Below are 23,967 nucleotides of genomic sequence, written 5' to 3' on the forward strand. Positions count from 1 at the left end.
TCACCTTTATTGTGATAGGGACATTTCGTTGTTGGATAGAGGACATTTCGTTGTTTTTCCACATCAACCGGCATTTTTTTGATCCCATACAGTAGCTAAATATGACTACCAGATTTGTTTCATTACTTTATAATTTCTTCTAATGGTCATCTGAGGCAAATTGCCTTACTTTGTATAAGCATGTTCCTTTAGATGAAAGAAGAAGTACTCGAAAAGCTGAAAGTGCTGGCCGAATCAGCCAAGTACGATGTGTCGTGTTCCTCCAGCGGGACCACGCGCAAAAATGCGCCCGGAGGAATCGGAAATACAGCAGGCTGGGGCATTTGCCATACTTTCACGGAAGACGGGCGCTGTGTATCGCTGCTCAAGATCATGCTGACGAACTACTGCATGTTTGACTGTGCCTACTGTATCAACCGCAGAAGCAACGATATTCGCCGGGCGACATTCAGTGTATCGGAGCTGGTGGAACTTACCATTGAATTTTACCGAAGAAACTACATCGAAGGACTTTTTCTAAGTTCGGGTGTGGTGCGCAATGCCGACTACACAATGGAGCGACTGGTGAAAGTGGTTAAGGACCTGCGCACCGTGCATCGTTTTAATGGCTACATTCACATGAAAAGCATCCCCGGCGCCAGCGAAATACTTGTGCATGAAGCCGGACTGTATGCCGACCGCCTCAGTGTAAATATCGAAATACCAACCGAGGAAAACCTCAGGCGACTGGCTCCCGAAAAAGACCATACGAGTGTATATCTGCCTATGTCGTACATCCAGCAAGGGGTGCTCGAAAGCAAAGAAGAACGGCAAAAGCACCGGCACGCGCCGCGCTTTGCTCCTGCCGGACAGAGCACCCAGATGATCGTGGGAGCGACCAACGAAACCGACAAGCAGATACTTTTCACTTCGGCTGCGCTGTATGATCGGCCGTCAATGAAGCGGGTGTATTACTCGGGATTTGTGCCGGTCAATAGCTACGACAACCGGCTGCCGGCGCTCAAGCAACCGCCCCTGGTAAGAGAAAATCGTCTCTATCAGGCCGACTGGTTGATGCGTTTTTATGAATTCAAGGTGGATGAGATTGTGGATGACCGCTTCCCCGACCTTGATCTGGAGATCGACCCCAAACTGGCATGGGCACTGCGCCACCCGGAGCATTTCCCGATAGATATAAACAAAGCTGATTACCACATGATCCTGCGCGTGCCGGGCATTGGCGTGAAATCGGCCAAACTGATCGTGGTATCGCGCCGACATGCCCGTCTGAAGGCATCTGACCTCAAAAAGATCGGCGTAGTAATGAAGAAAGCGCAGTACTTTATTACCTGCAACGAACTACCGGCTTTTACCGTTCACGAAAGTTCACCGGAGTATGTCCGTCAAAAACTGACTGAAAAGAAATTACCTAAAGGCAAACAAATAGATTCGCAACAACTGAAGCTGATTTTTCCGGAGTGATATTACCCTAAACCTCCAGGGTTTTAAAAACCCTGGAGGTTTAGACCATACACCACCATGCTCGTTTTCCGATACGATAAAACATTCGAAGGATTGCTAACGGCTGTCTTTGACGCCTACAATCGCAAGACTTTCCCCGACAAACTGTTGGGCGAAGAGGATATTGCCCCAATGTTTATGGAAGAATGCTTTACCGTCATTACCGATTCGGAGAAATCTGAACGTGTATGGAAAGGGCTGCAAAAAAAGGTGGCTCGTGTTACCCTGAATATGCTCACTTACGTCTGGCTATCAGAAGAGGCGGGCTGCGATGAGTTGCTCTTCCGATACATCCGGAAAACATTTGACCACCCACAATCCATCGAAACAAACTTTGCAGATGATGATGTGCTGCAAGTCCAGAAGCTCGCCCGGAAAGTCAATCATGAGAAACACCGCATGATCGAATTCGTACGCTTCCAGAAAGCCGCTGACGATCTTTTCTTTGCATCTATCTCGCCAGACCATAACTGCCTCCCGCTGATTATCGGTCATTTCAAGGATCGCTTTGCTGACCAGAAATGGATTATCTATGACACAAAGCGCAATTATGGCTTCTATTATGACCTGAAAGTCATCACTGACATGACGCTCGAAGACAGCAATCTTTTCCCCGATGGAAAGCTCAACGAAGAGCTGATGGCCGAAGATGAAAAGCTTTTCCAGCAGATGTGGAAGGCTTACTACAAATCATTGACCATCCAGGAGCGCATCAACCCCAAACTGCACCGCCAGCATTTGCCCAAACGGTATTGGAAATACCTGACGGAAAAACAGTAGTAAAAAAGCTCCATAATACCTCTTACCTCTCAACAGTATCGTTAGAAACTCCGGATATCACTTTTTTCAACATTGAATCCTCATTTGGATACAAAAACGCCTCTAATTTAGAACAAAATAGTACCTGGCATATTCAATATCCACACTATATTTGACAAATCAAAGATATGAGCAGTTGCAGAGCATAGGTTCTGAAAATGACCTGATTAAGAGACCGATTAAGAATATCAGCATTCAAAATTGCCAATGGTCAAATAGTCCACATTTTTGACCGGATAGTATATCATAAAAATTGATTTCGTCACTAATTTTGAATCCGGATAACAACGAAAACCTTAACCTGAAAATAAAACCTGAACCCACTCTTTGATCAAGCTACAATAAAGAATAGACCCTAAACCCTCAAAAACTAAAAATGAAAACCCTGGAAGAACTACAAGTATTGATGCAAAATGCATCCACTCTGGAGGACAAGACTGCCCTCCGGATCAAAATGATTGAGTTAAACCGTGCATCTGAGCAACCTGATGCAGCCGTGATTAGCCCAATGTCAACGTTTTTGCACAATGTGCATCGCAAGCACAAGCACAACGTTCGTTTCAATGCCATATAGCATTTGAGGCAAAAGCATTTCGTCAAACACCTTTGGATTAGAAATCAATTAGATAATATATTCTGATTTCTCCGTTTAAAACAAGTAGAGATGTATCCTTTGGTTAGTAGGGCGTAGCTCGTTAATCATAAGAAAGGCCTGCAATTGCAGGCCTTTCTTATGATTATTATTTCCCTAAAACATTGCTTTCGTCATGGATGCCATACCAATGGCGGGAGCTGTCCTGAAAAGGTTTGAGACCGATGGGTTCATATACCTGCTCAGAAGGCTTATCCTGCGCAAACGAACTGTTGACCAAAGAAAGAATTGATCATCCCCGATAACGCCAGCATCTTCTTCCCAAACGCTATTGGAAATACTTAACCGAAAAGCAGTAACAAAAAAACGGTGATATTATACCAATAATTAAACTTTTCGCTGTTCTGACTTTGTTATATTTGCAGCGATACAAATTCCGTGTGGCGTGTCCCTAACAGAACGGGAGAAACCAACATTTATCCAAACCTCTTATCATGAAGAAACTAGCATACTCAATCGCATTTCTTTTTTGTAATTTATTCCTCTCTGCTCAAAACCAGACTCAGTTTGCCCACTATTCGGTGCGTGAAGGTTTGTCAGAAATCAACGTGCTCAGCATGATGCAAGACCACAAAGGACAGATGTGGTTTGGCACTTTCGACGGGCTGAACAAGTTTAACGGATATACCTTCAAAACCTACAAAGGCAATCCCGGACAAAACTTCAGTCTGGTAAACTACCGGATTGACCGGATTAAGGAAGATCATGAGGGGTATCTCTGGCTTCAAACCTACGACGGAAGAATATACCGGTTTGACCCGAAAACAGAAAGTTTCTTGCAGATTCCGCAATGTATGGAAGACTTCAAGGATTACAAATTACCCATCAAGAACATCTCCATCCTCAACGACGGTTCCATCTGGCTTAGTAGTGATGATGACGGCTGTTTCAGGATAAAAAACTCCGAAACACGGGAAAAGGTGGATATCGTTCATTACAACACCAGCAATGGTCTCCTGAGCAACAATCATGTCAACAAAGTTTTTCAGGATAAAAGCCAAAACACCTGGATACTTACGGCCAATGGACTTAACCTTTTGAAGCGAAACGCAACCAAGCCGGTTCAGTTATTTACTGAAAAAATCGCCGGTGGAATACTTTCCATTTCTGAAAATGGCCCCTTCATCTGGATTGGCGGTGAACACGGAAAATTGCGCATGTACGATAACCGAAAAGGTTCATTCGACGGCATCATGACTCCGGTGCTCTCCGGTATTATTGACATACACCAGGTGAGTAAAGATGAACTGTTCCTACTGACCGACAAAAGCGGATTTCTTCTCTACGATAGTAAAACACAACAATTTACATCTTTCAATAAATCAAACAACAGCGGGGTAAAAAGCGACAACTTCTTCTCCTGCTATCTGGACAAAAAGCACAACCTTTGGTTGGAGACAGACAATCCGAGCGTCGTATATTTTGAATCAGCTAAACGCAAGGTCAATAACTTTGATGTTTTTGTGGACAATTCGGCTCCTTTTGCTGTGCTGCCCAATTTCTTTGTACTGGAAGACAAACAGGGTAATACCTGGGTGCATCCCCGCTCAGGAGGTTTTAGCCGGTACAATGCCATAACCAATAAACTGGAATACTTTTACAACGACCCTAACTCGGAAGACCGGAAATTTTCCAATGTTATGCACTCTGCATATTCCGACAGACAGGGGAATCTGTGGCTGTGTCCCTACTCGCACGGCATCGAGAAAGTCGTTTTCCGTAAATCGCTCTTTACCTTCTACAAACCTGTCCCGGAAAAACTTTCTTCTGCTAAAAATGAGATACGCTCCATTTATCAGGACAAGGACAACTGGCTTTGGGTAGGTTCCAAGAATGGCTACATGTACCTTTATGACCAGAACCGGAAGCTTGTCGGTCGTCTCGGAGCAGATGGGCGGATCAACAGCGCCAATCCGCTGAAAGCCTCAATATATGGCATCACTGGTGACCACACAGGAACAATCTGGCTGGCGTCTAAAGGGATGGGGCTTTTCAAAGTAATCAAAAAAAGCGCCGGGAATAATCCGACGTTCGACATTACCAATTACCAGTACAACTCCGACGATATCTACAGCCTGAGTTCCAATGCTGTTTACTCTGTTTTTGAGGACCATTTACAACGCATCTGGATTGCAACATTCGGAGGTGGAATCAATTTACTGGAAAATATTGACGGGCAGATACGGTTTATCAGCTCACGGAATAAGCTGAAAAATTATCCGATTCAGCAATGTAACAAGTCCCGTTATATTACCGAAGACAAGAAAGGACAACTTTTCGTTGGAACCACAGGCGGTCTGCTGGCATTCCGTTGTGACAACCGTCGTCCCGAAAGTATTGTATTTAATCAATATACCCATGATCCGAAGGTCAAAAGTTCCATTTCGGGAAATGATGTTCACTACGTTCTACCAGCCAAAGACGGGAAACTCTATCTTGCCATATTCGGTGGTGGCCTCGACGTGGTGACCGAAGGATTTAACCTCAACAAACAACCCAACTTTAGGGCATATATGAAAGAAAACGGAGCTCCTTCAAATGTTATCTTCACGTTGAAAGAAGATGCGAAAGGGTATATTTGGTTCTCCACTCAGACAGAAATAGGTAAATTCAGTCCCTCTGACGGCTCTTTTGACACTTATAACCCTATTAATCCTAACGCATATAGCTTTATGGAAGCTACAGCCTGTAAAACACGGGTGGGAGAATTGGCCTACGGAACTACAGAAGGATTTGTCGTGTTCAATCCTTTGAAAGCGATTAAAAGTAAATATGTGCCAAGGATTATCCTTACCCAGCTCCAGTTGTTCAACAAAACAATGGAAGTGGGCGTGGAAGGTTCTCCACTGAAACAGGTCATTGACGATACCGAAGAACTGGAACTCAGCCACGAGCAGAATATCTTTTCAATTGGCTTTGCTGCTCTTGATTACACCGACCCGCAAAATATTCAGTACGCCTATAAACTGGACGGCTTTGAAAAAGAGTGGAACTATGTAGGAGATCTGCGAACTGCCACTTACACTAACCTCCCCAAAGGTGAATATACGTTCCGCGTAAAATCCACTAACTCAGACGGTGTGTGGGTCGAGAATGAACGGGTTATCAAGATTGTGAAGTTGCCTTCGTTCTGGGAATCATCGTGGGGAACCCTGTTTTTCCTACTTCTGTTCCTGGGCATTACGGTATTGGCGGCCTTTATCCTGTTCACCATTTACCGGTTGAAAAATGAAGTAGAAGTAGAACACCGAATTACCAATATGAAGTTGCGCTTCTTTACCGACATTTCACACGAACTACGGACTCCATTGACCCTGATTGCCTCTCCGGTAGAAAATATATTGAAGCATGAATCGCTTTCGGATGATGTAAAAGACCAACTGACTGTGGTCCATCGCAATACCGAACGGATGTTGCGTCTCATCAACCAGATTCTTGATTTCCGCAAAATCCAGAACAAGAAAATGAAGCTGATGATTGAGGAAATTCATACCGGCAGCTACGTCAACGAGATATGCGAAAGCTTCCGTAAACTGGCCGAAGAGCGTAAAATTCATTTTGAAGTGCATGATGACAGTAATGACGTTTCGCTTTGGGTAGATAAGGATAAATTTGAGAAAATCCTCTTCAATCTGCTCTCCAACGCCTTTAAATTTACCCAACCGGGGAATCCGATCGGAGTAATCATTTCAGAGGAAAAAGACACAGTCAGCATCACGGTCAGGGATCAGGGCACAGGTATGAGCAAAGACCGTCTGAAGCTGCTTTTCAACCGCTTCGAAAGCCTTGCATCGGCCAATGTATCGTCCTTCCAGCCGGGCACCGGTATAGGACTATCACTGACCAAGGAGTTGGTGGAAATGCACCAGGCAAAAATCGAGGTGGAAAGTGAACCGGGCAAAGGCTCTATCTTCAAGGTCACCTTCCTGAAAGGGCATGAACATTTTGCAGGCAACGAAGATTTTGTCCTGCAGGATATGTTGAAATCCGAACCGGACAACACCGAATCCGTTGCTGAAACCGCGTACGAAGAAGAGGAGGCAATAGTCGAAGAGCCTGCAACCCCTGAACGCCAGACTATTTTGATTGCGGAGGATAATCAGGAACTTCGTCTGTTCCTGAAGTCAATCTTAAGCCATCAATACGATATCCTGGATGCGGAGAACGGACAAGAAGCTCTCGAACTAGCTAAAAGCGCAATCCCAGATCTGATAATCAGCGACATCATGATGCCTGAAATGACCGGTCTGGAACTGGCCAAAGCCATTAAGGAGGATATCAATATCAGCCACATCCCGTTGGTGCTACTGACGGCAAAAACCGACATGGACAGCAAGCTCGAAGCTCTCCAATACGGTGCAGATGATTATATCACTAAACCCTTCAGCTCTGCTTATCTGGAAGCCAGGGTCGAAAACCTGTTGAAACTCCGCAAGCAACTTCAGGAACTATACCGCTCATCGTTGACCAGTGGGGTAATCTCGCCATCGAAACCGAATGTGGTGTCACAGGACGATATCTTCATCCAGAAAATCATGAAGTTTATTGAGGATAATATTGATAATTCAGAGCTGACCATTGAAGAAATTGTATCAAGCGTAGGCTTTAGCCGTTCTGCATTTTTCAAGAAACTAAAGAGCCTGACCGGACTTGCTCCCGTCGAATTCCTGAAAGAGGTACGTGTGCAAAGAGCAGCTCAATTAATCGAGACAGGCGAATTTAATATTAGCCAGATTACCTACATGGTAGGAATGAGCGACCCCCGTTACTTCAGCCGCTGCTTCAAGCAAAAGTTTGGAATGAGTCCGAGGGAGTACAAAGAGAAGTGCAACAGTTCCCAAAATAAGCAATAAGTTTTACCTCCCCCAGAAACAGAAAAAGGGGAAAAATCAATGAAACTTTTCAACGCCGGCAGTTGTTCTGTAGTAAGTTTATTACGAACAATTGCCGGCGTTCATTATATTAATACACCCTTAAATCACTTATAACCAAGCCCTTTAACTTCGTCTTTCTCCCTACACTCAAAAAGTCCAACAATTATACCAATTTCTTACACATACAACGTAGCTAATTGAGATTTCTTTGTACACTCACTCATCGTGTGTAAACCAGTGAAAAACAATTCAATCAATAACTAAATCTAATCTTATGAGAAAAATTCTCTGCTCATTACTGCTGACAATCCTCAGTGTTTGTTACGCGTATGCACAGACTACCGTAACAGGAGTCGTGAAGGATGATACAGGCGAATCTCTTCCCGGAGCTACTGTATCGATTAAAGGAACTACGACCGGAACCATTACCGACATCAACGGTAAGTTCAGCCTCAAAGTTCAAAACCCGGCTAATACCATTTTGAAAATCTCTTACGTGGGAATGAAGGATCAGGAACTCCCGCTTAAAGGAAGAGCTACTACCGGTATTCAGGTAAAACTTCAGGCAAGCTCGCACCAGCTACAAGAGGTAGTAGCTATCGGTTATGGTACGATGAAGAAAAGAGATTTGACAGGTTCGGTTACCTCCCTTCAAGGTAGCACGATTGCCTCAGTACCTGTAACAGGTACAGCCGAAGCAATGACCGGACGTTTAGCGGGTGTACAGGTTACAACTGCCGACGGTTCTCCTGACGCTGAAATCCTTGTACGCGTACGTGGTGGCGGTTCTATTACACAAAGTAACTCTCCGTTGTACATTGTGGATGGTTTCCCTGCGGAAAATATCAACAGTATCTCTCCGGCAGATATTCAAAGCATTGATGTATTGAAAGATGCTTCTTCAACAGCTATTTATGGTTCCCGCGGTGCTAATGGTGTTGTAATTATTACAACCAAAACTGCAAAAGGTGGAAAAACCCAGATTTCGTACAATGGTTTTATGCAAACCAAAAGATTGTCGAAACGCATGAGTGTACTTGATCCGTATGAATATGTGAAGTTAAACTACGAATTAGCGGCATTGAACGGTACGGATGGTATCTCATCATTCGAGAAAAAATTCGGTGTATATGATGACCTTGATTTATATAAATATCAAAAAGGTCATGACTGGCAGGATGATATGTTCGGATCTAATATCGTTTCTCAACAACACAATATCAGTATTACCGGCGGTTCAGAAAAAACAAAATTTTCTCTTAGTTCTACCTATAACAAAGATGGTGGATTGATGCAAAACAACAATTACACCCGTTATACAAACAACTTCAAATTAATTCATGAGATTTCAGATAAACTTTCTCTGAACATCAATGCCAGACTTGCCGATATTAAAGTAAACGGCTCAGGTTCATCTGGTGGAACCTATAAAATCCGCACATCTCAAGCGGTTACTTCTGCTGCTGTAAACGGATTGAGCGATCAGGTCGAAGTCGATCCGGCTACAATGTCAGATGAGGAATATCAGCAATGGATAGAGTCACACATGTCCTTGACCGAGCAAGCGCAACAATATTGGAAACAAAAAAACGACCGCACTTTTAACTTTTTAGGCAGTTTGGACTGGAAAATCATCAAGAGGCTGACTTTCAGAACCGAGGGTGGTTATGAGTATGGATTCAAAGATGAAAAAAACTACTGGGGAGAACGTACGACCAATGCCTCTTATGTGGATGGAAAGCCGTTGGTTGACTGGACAAAAACGACATCTGCACGCTACAGATGGGCTAATACATTGACATATAACACCAAATTCCAGCAAGATCATAGCCTTACAGCTATGGCCGGTACTGAGCTCAACAACTACGATAGCAACTACAACTACTTGTATGCTACCGGATTTGGCACAGACCTATCTCCTGAAACTATTTTTGCCAATTTAGGACTGGGAGGAAATACCAAGAACCTTTCAAGTTATTTTGCCGAACCTATTCGTAGCTTTTCATATTTTGGTCGCATAAATTATGGCTTTAAAGACAAATATTTATTTGCAGCAACCTTCAGAGCTGACCAAACCAGCCGTTTTGAACCAGGACATCAATGGGGATATTTCCCCGCTGTTTCAGGTGCCTGGCGAATTAATCAGGAAGAGTTCATGGCCAACACTAAGGACTGGTTGTCAAACCTTAAACTGAAAGTGGGTTATGGTGTCGCTGGTAATAGTAATGTTCCAACGGGACTAACCTCAACTTTATATTCTATTGCATCGACTAAAACTTATGGATTAGGCGACATTCAAAACAACTACTGGGCAACAGCAAGTAGCCAGCTTCCAAACCCGAAATTGGGATGGGAAACAAACTATACTGAAAACGTCGGTCTGGATTTTGGATTATTCAATGAAAGAATCTCTGGTACAGTAGAGGTATATAGTAATACTGCCAAAGACCTTCTTCTTACTATTCCGATTGTGGCTCCAGGTTATACTCAAACGACCATGAATATCGGTCAGACTTCGAATAAAGGTTTGGAGGTATCATTAAATGCGGGTATTATCAAAAGCAAAAGATTCAATCTGAACAGCAACTTTAATATTGCATTCAACAAATCAAATGTTGACAAACTGGCAAATGGAGTAAATGTACAGGAGTATGCTTCAGGATGGGCTGGTACTGACTTGAAAGGATATTACGATTACCACGTGGAAGTAGGTCAGCCGGTAGGTCTTATCTATGGCTGGGTAAGCGACGGTTATTACAAAACTTCTGACTTCGAATCTTACAACGCATCGACCGGTAAGTACGTATTGAAATCAGGTGTACCAACCTGTGGTATGTTGGGTGGTGTAATCGGAACCCGTCCGGGTACAGCTAAATACAAAGACCTGAATGGTGACGGTGTGGTTGATGACAAAGACCGTACTATCATCGGTAAAACTTCTCCTAAGTTTAATGGTGGTTTCGGATTCAATGGAAACTATCGCGATTTTGACTTCTCTGTATTATTCAGCTATGTATATGGCAACCAGATTTACAATGCAAACAAAATTGCATCATCACAACAATACAGAACATCAAATCCGAACCTGCTTGGTTTCATGAACCAGAGCAACCGTTATACCTATCTGGATAACGCAACAGGTAAAATCGTAACCGATCTTGCAACACTGGCTGAAATGAATGAAGGTGCCAATGCAAAACAATACTGGTCACCATTCTCATTTGGTAATGCCACAGTACTTCCAAGCTCATGGGCTATTGAAGACGGATCATTCCTTCGCCTGCAAAACGTTACTGTCGGATATACTGTTCCGAAAATACTGAGCAAAAAATTCTTATGCGATCAACTCCGTGTATATGCTACAGTTAACAACGTATTTGTACTGACAAACTATACCGGATATGACCCTGAAGTAAGTACTCCTGTTCGTGGATCATCAACTTCCAGCGTAACACCAGGTGTTGACTACTCTTCATATCCAAAAAGTTTCTCCTGGACATTTGGTGTTAACCTATCATTTTAAACGATGTCTATCATAAACAATTCAACAGTCATGAAAATCAATAAATATATAGCAATAATAGTCCTTGCGGCGTGTGGCATCATGACGTCGTGTAGCGATGAATATATGAATCCGACCTCAGCGTCAAACTTTGATTCAAAGTATGTCTTTTCCAACTCGGATGATGCGAAAAAAGCAGTACTTGGTGTATATGCTTTGTTTGCTCAGGATTCATACACTTCCCGCATGTCTTGTGTATGGATGCAAAATACCGACGTGGAAGTAACCGCTCCCGGAGCTGCTCCCGATGGTACCCGTCGTGACCTCTGGTCGCTTCAGGCTGGATTGCTTACCGGATTCAGCGATATTAAAATAGCATGGGATCATAACTACCTGGCTATTGACAGAGCGAATCAGTGCATTGAAGGAATCAAAGCAAGTGGTGTTGCCAATACAGCCGATATGAAGATGCTTTTGGGTGAAAGTTACTGTTTGCGTGCATACCGTTACTTCCTGCTCTGCAACTTCTGGGGAGATGTGCCCTATTTCCGTGATGCAGCTAAAGCTGGTATGCAACTGGATATTCCGAAAACTGATAAAAACATCATCTATTCGGGAATGATTCAGGATCTTGTTAATTGCGAAGGCGATATGTATTTTGCTGATCAGTTCAGCGACGGTATCGAGCGCATGAACCGCGAATTCGCATTGGGTATGATCTGTCGCTTGTCATTATTCCGTGCCGGCTACGGTATGACCAAATCAGGCGAAATGAAACATGCTGATGATTATCTGAATATCCAGAACAACGACAGTCTAGCTGTGAAATATACTATCAATGGCGTTGAAAAAGTAGCCAAAACTTCTGCTGAATACTATCAAATGGCAAAAGATTATGCTCAGAAGCTGGTTAGCTTAAGAGACCGTCAACTTATCGACTATGCAACCGTTTTCATGAATGAAAACAAATGGATTAAACCGGTTAACAGCGATGTACTGTACGAAGTTGCATTTGGTAATACCAACGGTGGTGGTGATGTGGGCTGGTGTATCGGTGTACCTGTTACAGCAAGTACGTATGGTGCTACGACTATCCAGGTAGGTTATACCCCTACATATTTCTTCTCATTTGATTCGAAAGACAAACGCCGTGATGTTTGTATCACCAGAGTTGGTTATAGCTCAGACACACAACAGAATCCACTGGGCGTTACCAGTTTGGCTGTAGGTAAATGGAATCGTCTGTTACTGAAAACTTCGCCGGGTGCTTCTTCATCCAAAGGGACCGGAATCAACTGGCCGATAATGCGCTATTCCGATGTATTGCTTATGCTTGCTGAAGCAGAGAATGAACTGAATGGCCCGACTGATCTGGCTAAACAGATGTTGAAAACGGTTCGTTCAAGAGCCTTCAGCACAGATGACTACTCAACCAAAGTACAAACATATACAGATAGCGTTAGCAGCAGCAAAGAAGCGTTCTTTAATGCCCTTGTAAATGAACGTGCCTGGGAATTCGGTGGAGAATGTTTACGTCGTTTTGACCTGGTCCGCTGGAATCTTTACGGAAAGAAAATTATTGAGACTAAAACCATGCTCAACAATATCGGTAAAGCACTAAACGGTCTGGAACTTGACAACCCAGATGTAGCCAAATATGCGAACTACGCTAAAAAGATCTATTACACTCAATCAGCTGATGGTAAAATCACCTTCCTGAATGACTATTATCAGCCGACCGATGCTCAATTGGCAAGCTGGGGAACCTGGACAGCAATCAGCTGGGGAACGTCACTTTATCAGAAAATTACAGCAACTGATAACACTGTAACGTATGCTCCGGCAGACTTCACCACTCGTTGCTGGAGAGGATATACCGATCCTACAGGATTAACCCCTGTACCGTATATCTTACCTATTTCAAGCCAGACTGTAGCAACAAGTAAATATCTGAAGAATGAAGGATACGGACTTGTTTTAACTAACAATTAATTCTCAAACGTCATGAAAAATAGAAATATAATCAAAATGCTCTTCTTCATCCCGGTTCTGATGCTGCTTGTTTTCACCAGTTGTAAGGATGAAGAATCACTTGGAAACGCGGATCGCTTATTCAGGCCGTTGATCAATGAGTCAACCGTAAGCATGACCTGGATTAAAATAGCATGGGACAAATATTCAGGTACTAAATACTATGATCTGGAAATCTCTAAGGACTCGTTCAAAACAGTCTTGCAGTCAAATCATACCGATAGTACCCAATTCACATTCCGTAATCTCGATTTCGACACTAAATATCAAATCAGAATACGGGCAATTGGCGATCAAACAATTAGCACAGGCGATACAATCAGCTCGCGTTATTATAATACAGAGTTAAGTACAATAGACTATCCTACTTTGTTAACTGTACCAACTTCGTCAGATGTTATTGATAACTCTATTAAAGTATCCTGGGCTCTTTCAAATCTGGTATACAGCCGGATTGATGTCATGCTGAATAAAGACTCCGTATATAAGAGTGTTCCATTGACCGCTGCGGATAACGCTGCCGGTGTCAAGATTATTTCTGGCCTTCAGCCTAAGACCTCCTACATTGTAAAAATCTTCGCTGAAGATGGTTACAAAGGCAAGAAAACGTTTAAAACGACTGCCTCTCAGGTATTCCAGGGTGACGTAGTGGATCTGCGTAACTATACCGATGAGCAATCGAAATCTCTACTTACACAGCTCTATGTAGATAGCCTTGGAGGGGCTCACCCAAATGGCTTTAACCTGATCCTATCGGGAGGTACAACATATACAATCCCAACGCTTATTCTGCCGGTCCCTATGAATATTGTAACTGGGTTGAGCTTCAGAGGTAAAGCATTGATGGCTGTAAACGGAAGTTTTGCAGTAAAAGGTGGTATCACAGTTGATAGCATTAAATTCGACAAAGTGTTCTTTACGGAAGGTAATACAACCGGTAAATTCAAAACGGATGCCAACTTTGGTGCAACATACGTGATCAACATGAATCAATCCGGAGGAAATATCAACAAACTCATCTTTGAGAATTGCGATGTTAAATACAAACGTGGTGCTATTCGTATGCAAACCACAGCGAACGTTAGTAAACTGACAATCAACAACTGTGTATTCGATTCAATTGCGGATTACGGTGTAGTCAATAATGGTAACGACGCCTCTTACATCGGAGATATTTCTGTTACCAATTCCACATTCGCCCACTGCTATAAGCTGTTTACATGTGGTAAAAAGCTGGGAATTAATTCGCTGAACATATCTAACATCACGACCTGTTACACACCTTACGTAAGTGGAGCAAGCATTTATTACTTATTCGATTACGCAACAAATACTATCCCGGGAGGTATCACGGTGAAAAACTCAGTGTTTGGAACCGGTGCGAACACAACATCAGGTGGATCAACCGCTGTTAATGGAATCCGGACTGCGACAGGAGCTATTACCAGTTTCACAAACTGCTATAAAACAAGCGACCTGACATGGGCAGTAAGCACAGTGGACGGCGTAACCCCGATTGCACCGATCAATGACCTGATTGATCTGAAAAAGACTTCAGCTGAAACTTTTGCCAATCCAACTCTCAGCAACTTCAAAGTGACAAATGCCACTTTGGTCAATAAAGTCGGAGACCCTCGCTGGTGGTAGATTAAGCATATAATTTATAAATAACCGTCCTTCTACTGCTGAAGGGCGGTTATTTTTTTTGTGATATCAATTTATTTATTCCCTTGTCCACTTTTATTATCAAATTCTCCACATCTATAAGAATAGCGATCCTTACTTTTGTTTAACTTAAATCCTCAATAGCAGGAAAAACGAGCTACAAAGAAAATCACATGAAACGAACGTACAGAAAGCATCAATATACGCAACACCGATAACTTTCGGTCCATATTTAACTAAAACAGAAATCATTATTGACGACATATGAATGTAAAATCTACCATTTGGATAACTCTACTTTACATAATCAATTGTGCGGGTCTATGCGCAGCATCACCAGATATTGAATTCAATCAACAAAATGCCATACAACGCACAGTTACCTTACCAACCATTCCAGTTGGCACATTTCTTATCACTAATTACGGTGCCATAAACAGCACGACAGTGGATAATACCAGTGCCATACAGCAAGCCATCAATGCCTGTTCAACAGCGGGAGGAGGTACAGTCGTGATTCCTGCCGGGACATACCTGAGCGGCCCACTCTCAATGAAAAATAAAGTCAATCTGCAAATATCAGCCGGTGCTGTATTAAAACTCTTACCTTACGGGAGTGGCAACGGAACAGTAGCCGGTACCTATCCAAACTCGGGCACTACAAATGACTACAACGATTTTATCTATGGAAAAAACCTGAACAACATTAAAATAAGCGGAACCGGTACAATTGAAGGTCAGGGTAGCGACTGGTGGACGGCATATAAAGCCAACACGAGCATATCACGTCCTTGTTTGATTCGCTTCGACGGTTGCTCTTACGTCGAGATTACAGGAATTACATTGCAAAATGCCCCGAATGTACACATCACCATTGGTAAATCGGGAACGAATGCAACGATCTCAAGCGTTATAATCATATCGCCTTCCACATCTCCCAATACGGATGGAATTGATACCTGGTCTCCTTACGTAAATATTCTTAATTGTAACATCGCCTGTGGCGACGACAATATAGCCATGGACAGTGGCAGCCAGTACATCACGGTAAAAAACTGCACTTTCGGAACCGGTCATGGTTGCTCCGTAGGCAGTTATGCCGCCAACGTCGGGAACATCGTGGTGGACAGTTGTTCCTTCTCTAAGACCACTTCGGGCATCAGGCTGAAAACGGCCCGCGACCGTGGCGGTGTGGAACAATATTTCACCTACTCCAATATCACGATGAGCGGGGTTACCACTCCGTTCTACATCACCAGCTACTATCCGAAGGAACCTACATCTCCTGGCACCGATCCCGCACAGGCCATTACCAGCACAACCCCGACATGGCAACATATCAATTTCCAGAATATAACAGTCACAGGTTCAAACAGCGCAGGAATTCTCTGGGGACTCCCGGAACAATCGATTACCGATGTGGTCTTTGACAACGTAAAAATATCGGCAACAACCTCCATGAAAGCCTATTACGTAAAAGATTTAGTTTTCAAAAATGGATCAACCATCACGGTAAACAGTGGTAACGCCCTACTCACTTATTCCACGAATGCCTCGGGAATAAATCAGACAACAGGTAAGGCAATTTCGACAGGGATTTCGGAAAACATTGCTTCACAGGTTAATTGCTTTCCCAACCCGGTGAAAGAAGGCAAACTTTCGATTACCGCTCCTTCCAACATCCTTTCAGTTACATTTCTTTCATTGCAGGGAAGCAAGGTAAAGGAATTGATATGCGATACACCTGTTATAAGTACAGATCTGTCTGATTTACCGAAAGGTATTTACATCGTCTCATTGAAACTCAGCGATGGCAATACTTCCGTTCAGAAAGTTATTATCCCCTGATAATTCAACCTATTTATCCATATTAAAAAGGGAATGCACAATCAATACATTCCCTTTTTTTAATCCCTGCACTTCGCTTACAGAGAAAACAGACAAAAACAACAGCAAGTACCTGAAAAACGCAACGGTTCCGCGTGATGCTATAAAAAACGGCTTCAGACAATACTGAAACCATTTTCCAATAAGGATGAATTCCTTTTATCTACTCGCAAACTTAATCATATTCATCAGCAGTCGTTGTCCGACAACATTTGACTGGTTCGCTCCCGAGGTATTAAAAGTATTCATTGATGCATTCTCACCATCAATATCGGTCACCTTCTTCACCGGCTTCAGATCCTGAATACAGGAGAAAATATCCAACGCGCAAAGGACAATCTTTCCCCTTCCGGCAGGAATAACACTCAAAGCGGAATAGACCTCTTTCTTATGGTCAGAGACGCATCCTACAACGGTCTCGCCATTGAAGAGTCGCAGGCCTGTGCGTTTGCGGTTATAGGTAGCAAAGCACTGGTATTCCCAGTTGAAAACACAATTCTGAGGAAGGCCGTCAAACAACGGATGCTCCTTCACAAAGAAATTGCCTCCATACCAGGATGTCCCCAGCTTTTTGCTTCCCCGGTAATCCAACACCTCTTTATCGGAAAGAAACTCAGCCCAACGCTCTGCATTATTCACTATAATCAGGGTGTGCCCGGCATAGACCCATTCCATGATATCTGAAATACCGGAACCCCATTGCTGTGGCTCAAATCCCCCGACCAGCAGGTAATCGCCTTTCGGTGTTCCTGACTTATATTCCGTTGTCTGAATGCCTTTTGCCGAAAGAAACCGGGAAAGTACTCCAGTGGTGTCAGCCACCATTCCGGTTAGAGCAGTAATGGGTTTATTTACGCTAATACCCAGGATTTGGTCATCCCCTGCTGCTACAACCTTACCGTTTTTTATCAGTTCGGCTTTCACGGTGTAATAACCGGGATTGGTTACAGGCACATTCCATCCGGCGTTGAGTAGTTCTCCGTAAACGTCTCCACCGCTAAGCTTCACTGCGAATGTTTTTGTCAAAACACTGTATCCAGACCCATCGGTAACGGTTGCTTTAAGTTGATAACCTCCGTGCAGATTCTTTTCATTCACAATGTGGAAATCCACGGTGGTATTACTTCCAACCTCAACGACTTTCCGGTTCATCTTTACCGCCACGTAAAGCGGCTTATTGTAACGGGCAATCAGTTCTACATCACCTTTGGGGTTACGGTAGTTATCCACAATGCCGGAATGATTTTCCAGCTTCATGCTTTCCCAGCCATTCACGGCATAACCGTCCACCACGTTGTTGATGCGGATATTCTCAATCATTCTGCCCTGATAATAATAGGATACATTCCCCATTGATTTAGTCAAAGCGTCCACTGAAGGAAAAGCTTTTGAGAATCCGGGGTTGTTTTTCAGGAACGAATCGTAAGCATCGTACCATTTGAGATAATCATCGGCCTCCCAACCGGTGGTTTTACCGCTTTTGAGTATTTCGTTCCGGATTAACTCTAACCGCGGAGGTGTACCGATTGCTCCTTCTTCGCCCCAATAGACAATCTCTTTCTTATTCGCGCTACCCCGGTGATAGCCGGTCGCATTTTTATAGAGAAAATCATGGTAAACTCCAGGGCCACCGGCATGATGTTCATCCCACCAGCCCACATCATGAAATGTGCTGTCATAGGGCAAAAGATGAGTTTTGAAATGAGCATCCGGTTTCTCAACGGGATTACTTCCGTTACAGGAGTTATAGGTCAGGATACGTGTTTCGTCCAGACGATGAGCGGTGGCCATCTCATCATAATCAGGTTGCTGAGGAGCAGCACTCCGTTCGTTGTGCATGTTGTAGATAATCAACGACGGATGACTACGGTCCCGCTTCACCATGCGGCTAAGTTTCTCCGTACGGGCTTTCAGGTAAAAATCCGATTGCATTTTCCCAATACTGTCTGTTGAGAAAAAGAGGTTAACCGGAAATGAATTTCCACCCGGCTCTTCAAAGTAGAGCAACCCCAATTCATCAGCGTAATCCAGCACATTGGTGTACCCGATGGTACGATGGAAGTTGAGCATATTCAGGCCGAGGCGTTTGGCTATCATCACCTGTTTCTTCGCCAGCGAATCGTCAGGCACAATACCGTTATCCGGCCAGAAGCTCCACGAGATTGCGGTTCGCAGGACAATACGTTTGCCATCCAACCGGAACTCACGGTTGCCATCTTTGTCATAGACCTCAAACCAGCGAAAACCGAAGCGACGGTTGAAAACATCGTCAGACTTTTCGCCTTTCAACCGGACTGTCAGGTCATAAAGATTCGGAGAGTCCACACTCCACAACTTCGCTTCAGGCAGGGATATGGTGAATTTCTTTACAGATTCCCCCGAAGAAAAAGCCGTTGCCGGATAGTTCTTGGTGTAAACGAGCTTTTGCCCCGTGTATTCACGCACTTCAAGGGTATAAGTTCCGGTAGAGTTTACTGGCAGACTATTTTGTGTGGTAATCTCCACATCTACTTCGTTTGCCCTGGGTTTGTTTTTGACAAAGACATCTTCGATATAAACTTTATCTTTGGCTGAAAGCATCACTTTGCCGGTTATGCCACCGAATCCGTGAGAAGGTATCGTACGGTAATCGCCCCACATGTAGTTTTGCGAATCTTTCCAGTTGAAATTCCCGTTTGGGTCGGTAATGCGGAAAGCAATCTCGTTTACCTTCCCATATTCAACAGCATCGGTAATATCGACCTGAAAAGGTGTACTGTTAACCACATCATAACCAGCCGGTTGCCGGTTGACAAATATCTCGGCCCGAAACCTGACGCTCTCTATATTCAGGAAAATGCGTTTTCCCTTCATCTCTGCCGGCACATTCACCTGCGTGGTAAACCAGGAAACGCCGGTATAATTCCCCGTAACGCCAAACGTGGAGCCATTATATCCCCAAAAGTGCTGCTCCACCGTAGCGGGAAGGTGAACCGTCTTTTGCGGCATCTGGTTCAAAGCGGCCCAACCTCCGGAAGGGAGATGAACCGGTAATTTCTTCAAATCAACCGGTGGGAGATATAACTTGTCATTTTGCCATTCGGCTTGTTTGTCGAGGGATATTTTCCAATCGAGGCTACTCAAGTCAATCTCCCTTATATTTTGGGAAAAGAGTGTCGCCGGTAAACATCCAAGCCACAGGTACAGTGGCAGAAATCGTTTTCTCATAATAAGCTTGGTTTGTTATGCAAATGAATTAATTTCCTCATGATTTGAAGGTGAAATATTGGTATTGTATTGGTGAATTCTGATACTTTCACCTCAAAATTGAAGGGACAAAATAAATTCGTATTTGCGGCGCCTTTTCAATTATAGAATTCACAGAAAGAATCACGCATTACCCATCATCTCTGACATTCTATCATAAAGGGAAATTCCAATGAACAACATAGGTCTATCTGATAAAATGCAACAACCAATTTATCCTAATACTGAATGTTATGCAATACTGGTTGAGTTGCCGGGCTCTCATTTTCCAAAACAATAGCAGATGTTATAAAGAGCAATAAGATGACTCACAGACTTAATCCGAATCATTCAACGATGGAATAACAGGAGTCTGATCTACATTTAATCATTTTTCAACATCCTGGCGGAACTCTGTACGATATTATCCACCATTTTGTACAAAATTGCATCCTCCTCATGCCTGTATCACCCTATATTTGTCATTATAGAAAAGATATTTCAGGAGATAGTTCAATTGTTCTACAGATAGGTATTTAAGGATAATCCATTCCGTTTTTAAGGGATTAATCATTTAAATGCCAGTATTTATAAATGATTATCAGCCCTCTTGACAATTGGACCAAATAGTTCACTTTTTTGACCAAATAGTTTCCCTGATTTTTTGATTTGGAGAGTACCTTTGGAACATACAAAAACTGAAGAAGATAGGATTGAGCACATATTTATATCCGGGATTTTATTAAAGGTATTTATACCCTGACCCTCTCTCCTCAATACTACATTCTACGTTTAGAGTTCAAGTTGAACAGAGTAAAGCTAAGACCCTATAACCCTTTAATATAAAAATGAAAACCCTGGAAGAACTACAAGTCCTGATGCAAAATGCATCCACTCTGGAAGACAAGACTGCCCTCCGGATTAAAATGATTGAGTTAAACCGTGCATCTGAGAAACCGGATGCAAGTGTGGTTAGCCCGATGTCGACTTTTTTGCACAATGTGCATCGTAAACACAGCAATCCACTTCGCTTTAAAGCGGTGTAATTAAGTTGTGTGGCAAAAAAAGCTTCCGGCTGATTCTAAAAGCCAAAACCCTTTCATATTTGATTAAATCAATCTCCGTTTAGACATAAAGAGATACAAACCCGGAATCACAAAGTGAAGCTTGATTATCATAAGAAAGGCCCGCAATCCAATATTGCGAGCCTTTCTTATTTTTCTCATTTAGCTAAAAGATTCTCCTCCGGAGCCCATTTCTTTTGCCACTGCGGATACTTATCCAACACCTCCTGCGGAGCATAAGTGTACCAACCGTATCCACTTCTTCTCTCCCGGCTTACCTCTGACAGCGAATAGAGAATCTTGCTATTCCGGTCACTGAACATCGGTTTTTCAGTCCCCAACTCATAATAACGTGTCCAGATCTGAGGCGCCAGAGAGTCTTTTACCACGACTCTGTCGGTAGTACTCGTTCTCCACTTCGATTTTTCGGGAGAAGCCTGCACCGTCATCACCCGGGTATTGAATATGCGTGAATCCTGAAACCATTTGACAGCTGATTGTATTGAACGGATTATTTTCGCATCAGGATGCTCTATACTCATCAGGAATAATACAATGCCGGCACTTTCACCATTACAGATACATGGCGGTTCAAAAGCTCTCGCCCAGGCCGGTTTTAATGTCACCTCATCGTGCTGCTGTCCCCACACAGTTAGTTTTCCGTTTTCCTCAATCTGGGTTTTCAGGATGCAGCTTATGCCTTTATCATATGCCTGAACCACTCTTTTACTCAACTTGGCATCAAGAAAAGCATATTCGGGGTGGTTATCCACAACCTTCTTTAGGACCTCCATCACGCCGATATAAGCCCCGTCATTAAAGGTAATGTGACAACTGTAGCCTTTTTCCAATGGGTAATATTGCGGCCATCCTCCGTTGGAAAACTGAGCTTTCAGAATAAATTTTATTCCATTCTCACAGGCTACTTTGTATTTATCCAAATGGGTTATTGCATATACCCTGGCCAAATAATCAACGTGGGTGTAGGTGGTGGAATTATCAAAAGTGGTATGCACCATATTCTTTGTTTTCACCAGACTATCAGCCTGTGCTGGTGTCAGGATTGCCTGAACGTCATAGTTCTTGGACCAGCCACCGTTATTCCGCTGATATAGCAGGATATTATCCGCAATCTTTGTAATCTCCGTCTCTTTGTACTTGAGCTGGTTAGAAGATGGATTAATGATATTGCTATCATCATGAATGCCATACCAGTGGCGGGAACTATCCAGAAAAGGCTTCAGACTGATAGGGGCATATGCCTGATCTGATCGCTTCTCTTGAGCAAAAAGGCTGTTGGTCAGAAACATTGCAGTGATGATTGTCATCATCTTTTTGTTGCCGGAGAAATGTGTTTTGGTCATGTTCATAAAATATTTAATCTATTCAAATCATTATATCTGATCAAGGGTAACCTAAAAGGTTTATTGAGTTATCGAAATTATAGTATTCTTTACGAACGAGGATTTGCAAAGTAATCAATTCGTTGACTAAATGCCGATAATATTTTGACATAAAAGGTAGAATAACTTACATACCCCTAAATTCGCAAAGATAAAATAATTACCGCGCGGTACTCCTGACTGGGTGTGTTTCATAAATTTTCCTCTGAAACCTAAAACCATCAGACTTTAGCAAATACACAAAAGCGGCATCAGTATGGATTACTGAAACCGCTTTCGTTATTGATATAATCGTTTAGACTTGACTGATCAGATCATAAGATCATCAAGTCTATTGTTTGGGTTGCAGATGCCCTTCTTTATTGAACTCCACCGAAACAATGGCCGGTTTAGAGAAAGGAGCAACCTTGTCATTTCCAAAATAAGTCCACCAGTACTGTCCGTTAAAGTCCTGAAACAGGCTGCCATGTCCACAGAACGGAACAGAAACATAACGAGCACTGTAAGGTCCTTTGATATTGGTGCTTTCAACCGTCATGTTATGATAATATCCGTGATAACGGTCGGCGCACGAAAGGTAGTATCGACCGTCTTTTTTAAACATAAATGCAGCCTCGAATCCCACATGATCTAACTCTTTACAGGAATGCTGTACATAATGATGTTCCCGGACAGTATCAATCACCGAAGGTATAATTTTGGTCGGTTTTTCGGCAAATGAAGTCAGATCTTTATTCATTGGCGCAATCATGCCGTCTCCCCAGAGAAAAAAAACCTTGCCATCATCATCCTGAAACAAGGAAGCATCAATTCCTTTATTTACGATGGGTCCATCAGGAATGGTTACTCCTTTGTATGGTCCTTCGGGACGCCCTGATGTACTTTTCATTATTCCCATACCCAGCCCGGTAACGGTATAAACCAAGTACCAATTTTTATTGATGTAATGAATTTCGGGAGCCCAGAGAGCACGGCGGGCATTTCCGTTTTTAGCTGTCCACTGTTTTTGCCAGGCGCCATCCTTTTCAAACGTCCAGATAACTCCCATGTCTTCCCAATTCTTCAGGTCTTTCGAGCGCCAGAGGGGTATTCCTTCATTATAAGTGGAGTCGCCATGATTATAAGGCAACGTACCGGTCATGTAATAAGTCTTATCTGGTCCGGCCATGATAAACGGATCGCGTATGCGCTGATCCATAAATGGCTTAAAATCGGGCAATTTGGGTTCGCCATTTACTAAAAACTCGTTCAGATCGATGCCTGTTTTAGCTTTTTTTGTTTGCGCAAAAGGCGCGCTTGCTAGGCAAAGGATGCCCAGTGCTAAGATTAGGATTTTTTTCATGAT

The 23,967-nt window shown here is 43.2% G+C and carries 12 protein-coding genes; 9 read left to right on the top strand and 3 right to left on the bottom strand.

Annotated elements, in window-relative coordinates; translation table 11 throughout:
* Window positions 1-192 precede the first annotated feature (192 nt).
* The 8 genes from MLE17_RS03655 to MLE17_RS03690 all read left to right on the top strand — a co-directional run bounded on the left by MLE17_RS03655 (window position 193) and on the right by MLE17_RS03690 (window position 16,891).
* The gene (locus tag MLE17_RS03655) at window positions 193-1,461 is read left to right on the top strand and encodes a putative DNA modification/repair radical SAM protein (RefSeq protein WP_243347165.1); all 1,269 of its coding nucleotides are present in this window, start codon (window positions 193-195) and stop codon (window positions 1,459-1,461) included.
* Between the two features lie 57 nt (window positions 1,462-1,518).
* Window positions 1,519-2,280, top strand: coding sequence for a TIGR03915 family putative DNA repair protein (locus MLE17_RS03660; protein WP_243347167.1), 762 nt, complete (start codon window positions 1,519-1,521; stop codon window positions 2,278-2,280).
* A 415-nt stretch (window positions 2,281-2,695) separates the two neighbouring features.
* A complete protein-coding gene (locus tag MLE17_RS03665) occupies window positions 2,696-2,893 on the top strand; it encodes a hypothetical protein (RefSeq protein ID WP_243347169.1) in 198 nt (65 codons plus the stop codon).
* 512 nt (window positions 2,894-3,405) lie between these two features.
* Window positions 3,406-7,824 (top strand): two-component regulator propeller domain-containing protein, encoded by a 4,419-nt coding sequence (locus tag MLE17_RS03670; RefSeq protein ID WP_243347171.1) that lies wholly within the window; start codon window positions 3,406-3,408, stop codon window positions 7,822-7,824.
* 295 nt (window positions 7,825-8,119) lie between these two features.
* Complete coding sequence (locus tag MLE17_RS03675) at window positions 8,120-11,368, top strand: SusC/RagA family TonB-linked outer membrane protein (RefSeq protein WP_243347172.1); 3,249 nt, start codon at window positions 8,120-8,122, stop codon at window positions 11,366-11,368.
* A gap of 30 nt (window positions 11,369-11,398) precedes the next feature.
* Window positions 11,399-13,339, top strand: a complete 1,941-nt coding sequence (locus MLE17_RS03680) for a RagB/SusD family nutrient uptake outer membrane protein (protein WP_243347173.1) — start codon at window positions 11,399-11,401, stop codon at window positions 13,337-13,339.
* 12 nt (window positions 13,340-13,351) lie between these two features.
* A complete protein-coding gene (locus tag MLE17_RS03685; RefSeq protein ID WP_243347175.1) occupies window positions 13,352-15,025 on the top strand; it encodes a fibronectin type III domain-containing protein in 1,674 nt (557 codons plus the stop codon).
* Between the two features lie 282 nt (window positions 15,026-15,307).
* A complete protein-coding gene (locus MLE17_RS03690) occupies window positions 15,308-16,891 on the top strand; it encodes a glycosyl hydrolase family 28 protein (RefSeq protein WP_262920281.1) in 1,584 nt (527 codons plus the stop codon).
* 198 nt (window positions 16,892-17,089) lie between these two features.
* On the opposite strand, the gene MLE17_RS03695 is transcribed toward MLE17_RS03690, so the two are convergent.
* The gene (locus tag MLE17_RS03695; RefSeq protein WP_243347180.1) at window positions 17,090-20,137 is read right to left on the bottom strand and encodes a glycoside hydrolase family 2 protein; all 3,048 of its coding nucleotides are present in this window, start codon (window positions 20,135-20,137) and stop codon (window positions 17,090-17,092) included.
* An 866-nt stretch (window positions 20,138-21,003) separates the two neighbouring features.
* On the opposite strand from MLE17_RS03695, the gene MLE17_RS03700 reads away from it, so the two are divergent.
* The gene (locus MLE17_RS03700; RefSeq protein WP_243347182.1) at window positions 21,004-21,201 is read left to right on the top strand and encodes a hypothetical protein; all 198 of its coding nucleotides are present in this window, start codon (window positions 21,004-21,006) and stop codon (window positions 21,199-21,201) included.
* Between the two features lie 176 nt (window positions 21,202-21,377).
* Here MLE17_RS03700 and pelA read toward each other — a convergent pair whose 3' ends face one another.
* Both pelA and MLE17_RS03710 read right to left on the bottom strand, forming a co-directional pair.
* On the bottom strand, window positions 21,378-22,583 hold the full coding sequence (gene pelA / locus MLE17_RS03705; protein WP_243347184.1) for a pectate lyase: 1,206 nt from the start codon (window positions 22,581-22,583) through the stop codon (window positions 21,378-21,380).
* A gap of 370 nt (window positions 22,584-22,953) precedes the next feature.
* The gene (locus MLE17_RS03710; RefSeq protein WP_243347187.1) at window positions 22,954-23,964 is read right to left on the bottom strand and encodes a family 43 glycosylhydrolase; all 1,011 of its coding nucleotides are present in this window, start codon (window positions 23,962-23,964) and stop codon (window positions 22,954-22,956) included.
* Window positions 23,965-23,967: the final 3 nt, after the last annotated feature.

Source organism: Parabacteroides sp. FAFU027, from assembly GCF_022808675.1.
Classification (GTDB): Bacteria; Bacteroidota; Bacteroidia; order Bacteroidales; family UBA7332; genus CAXXIC01.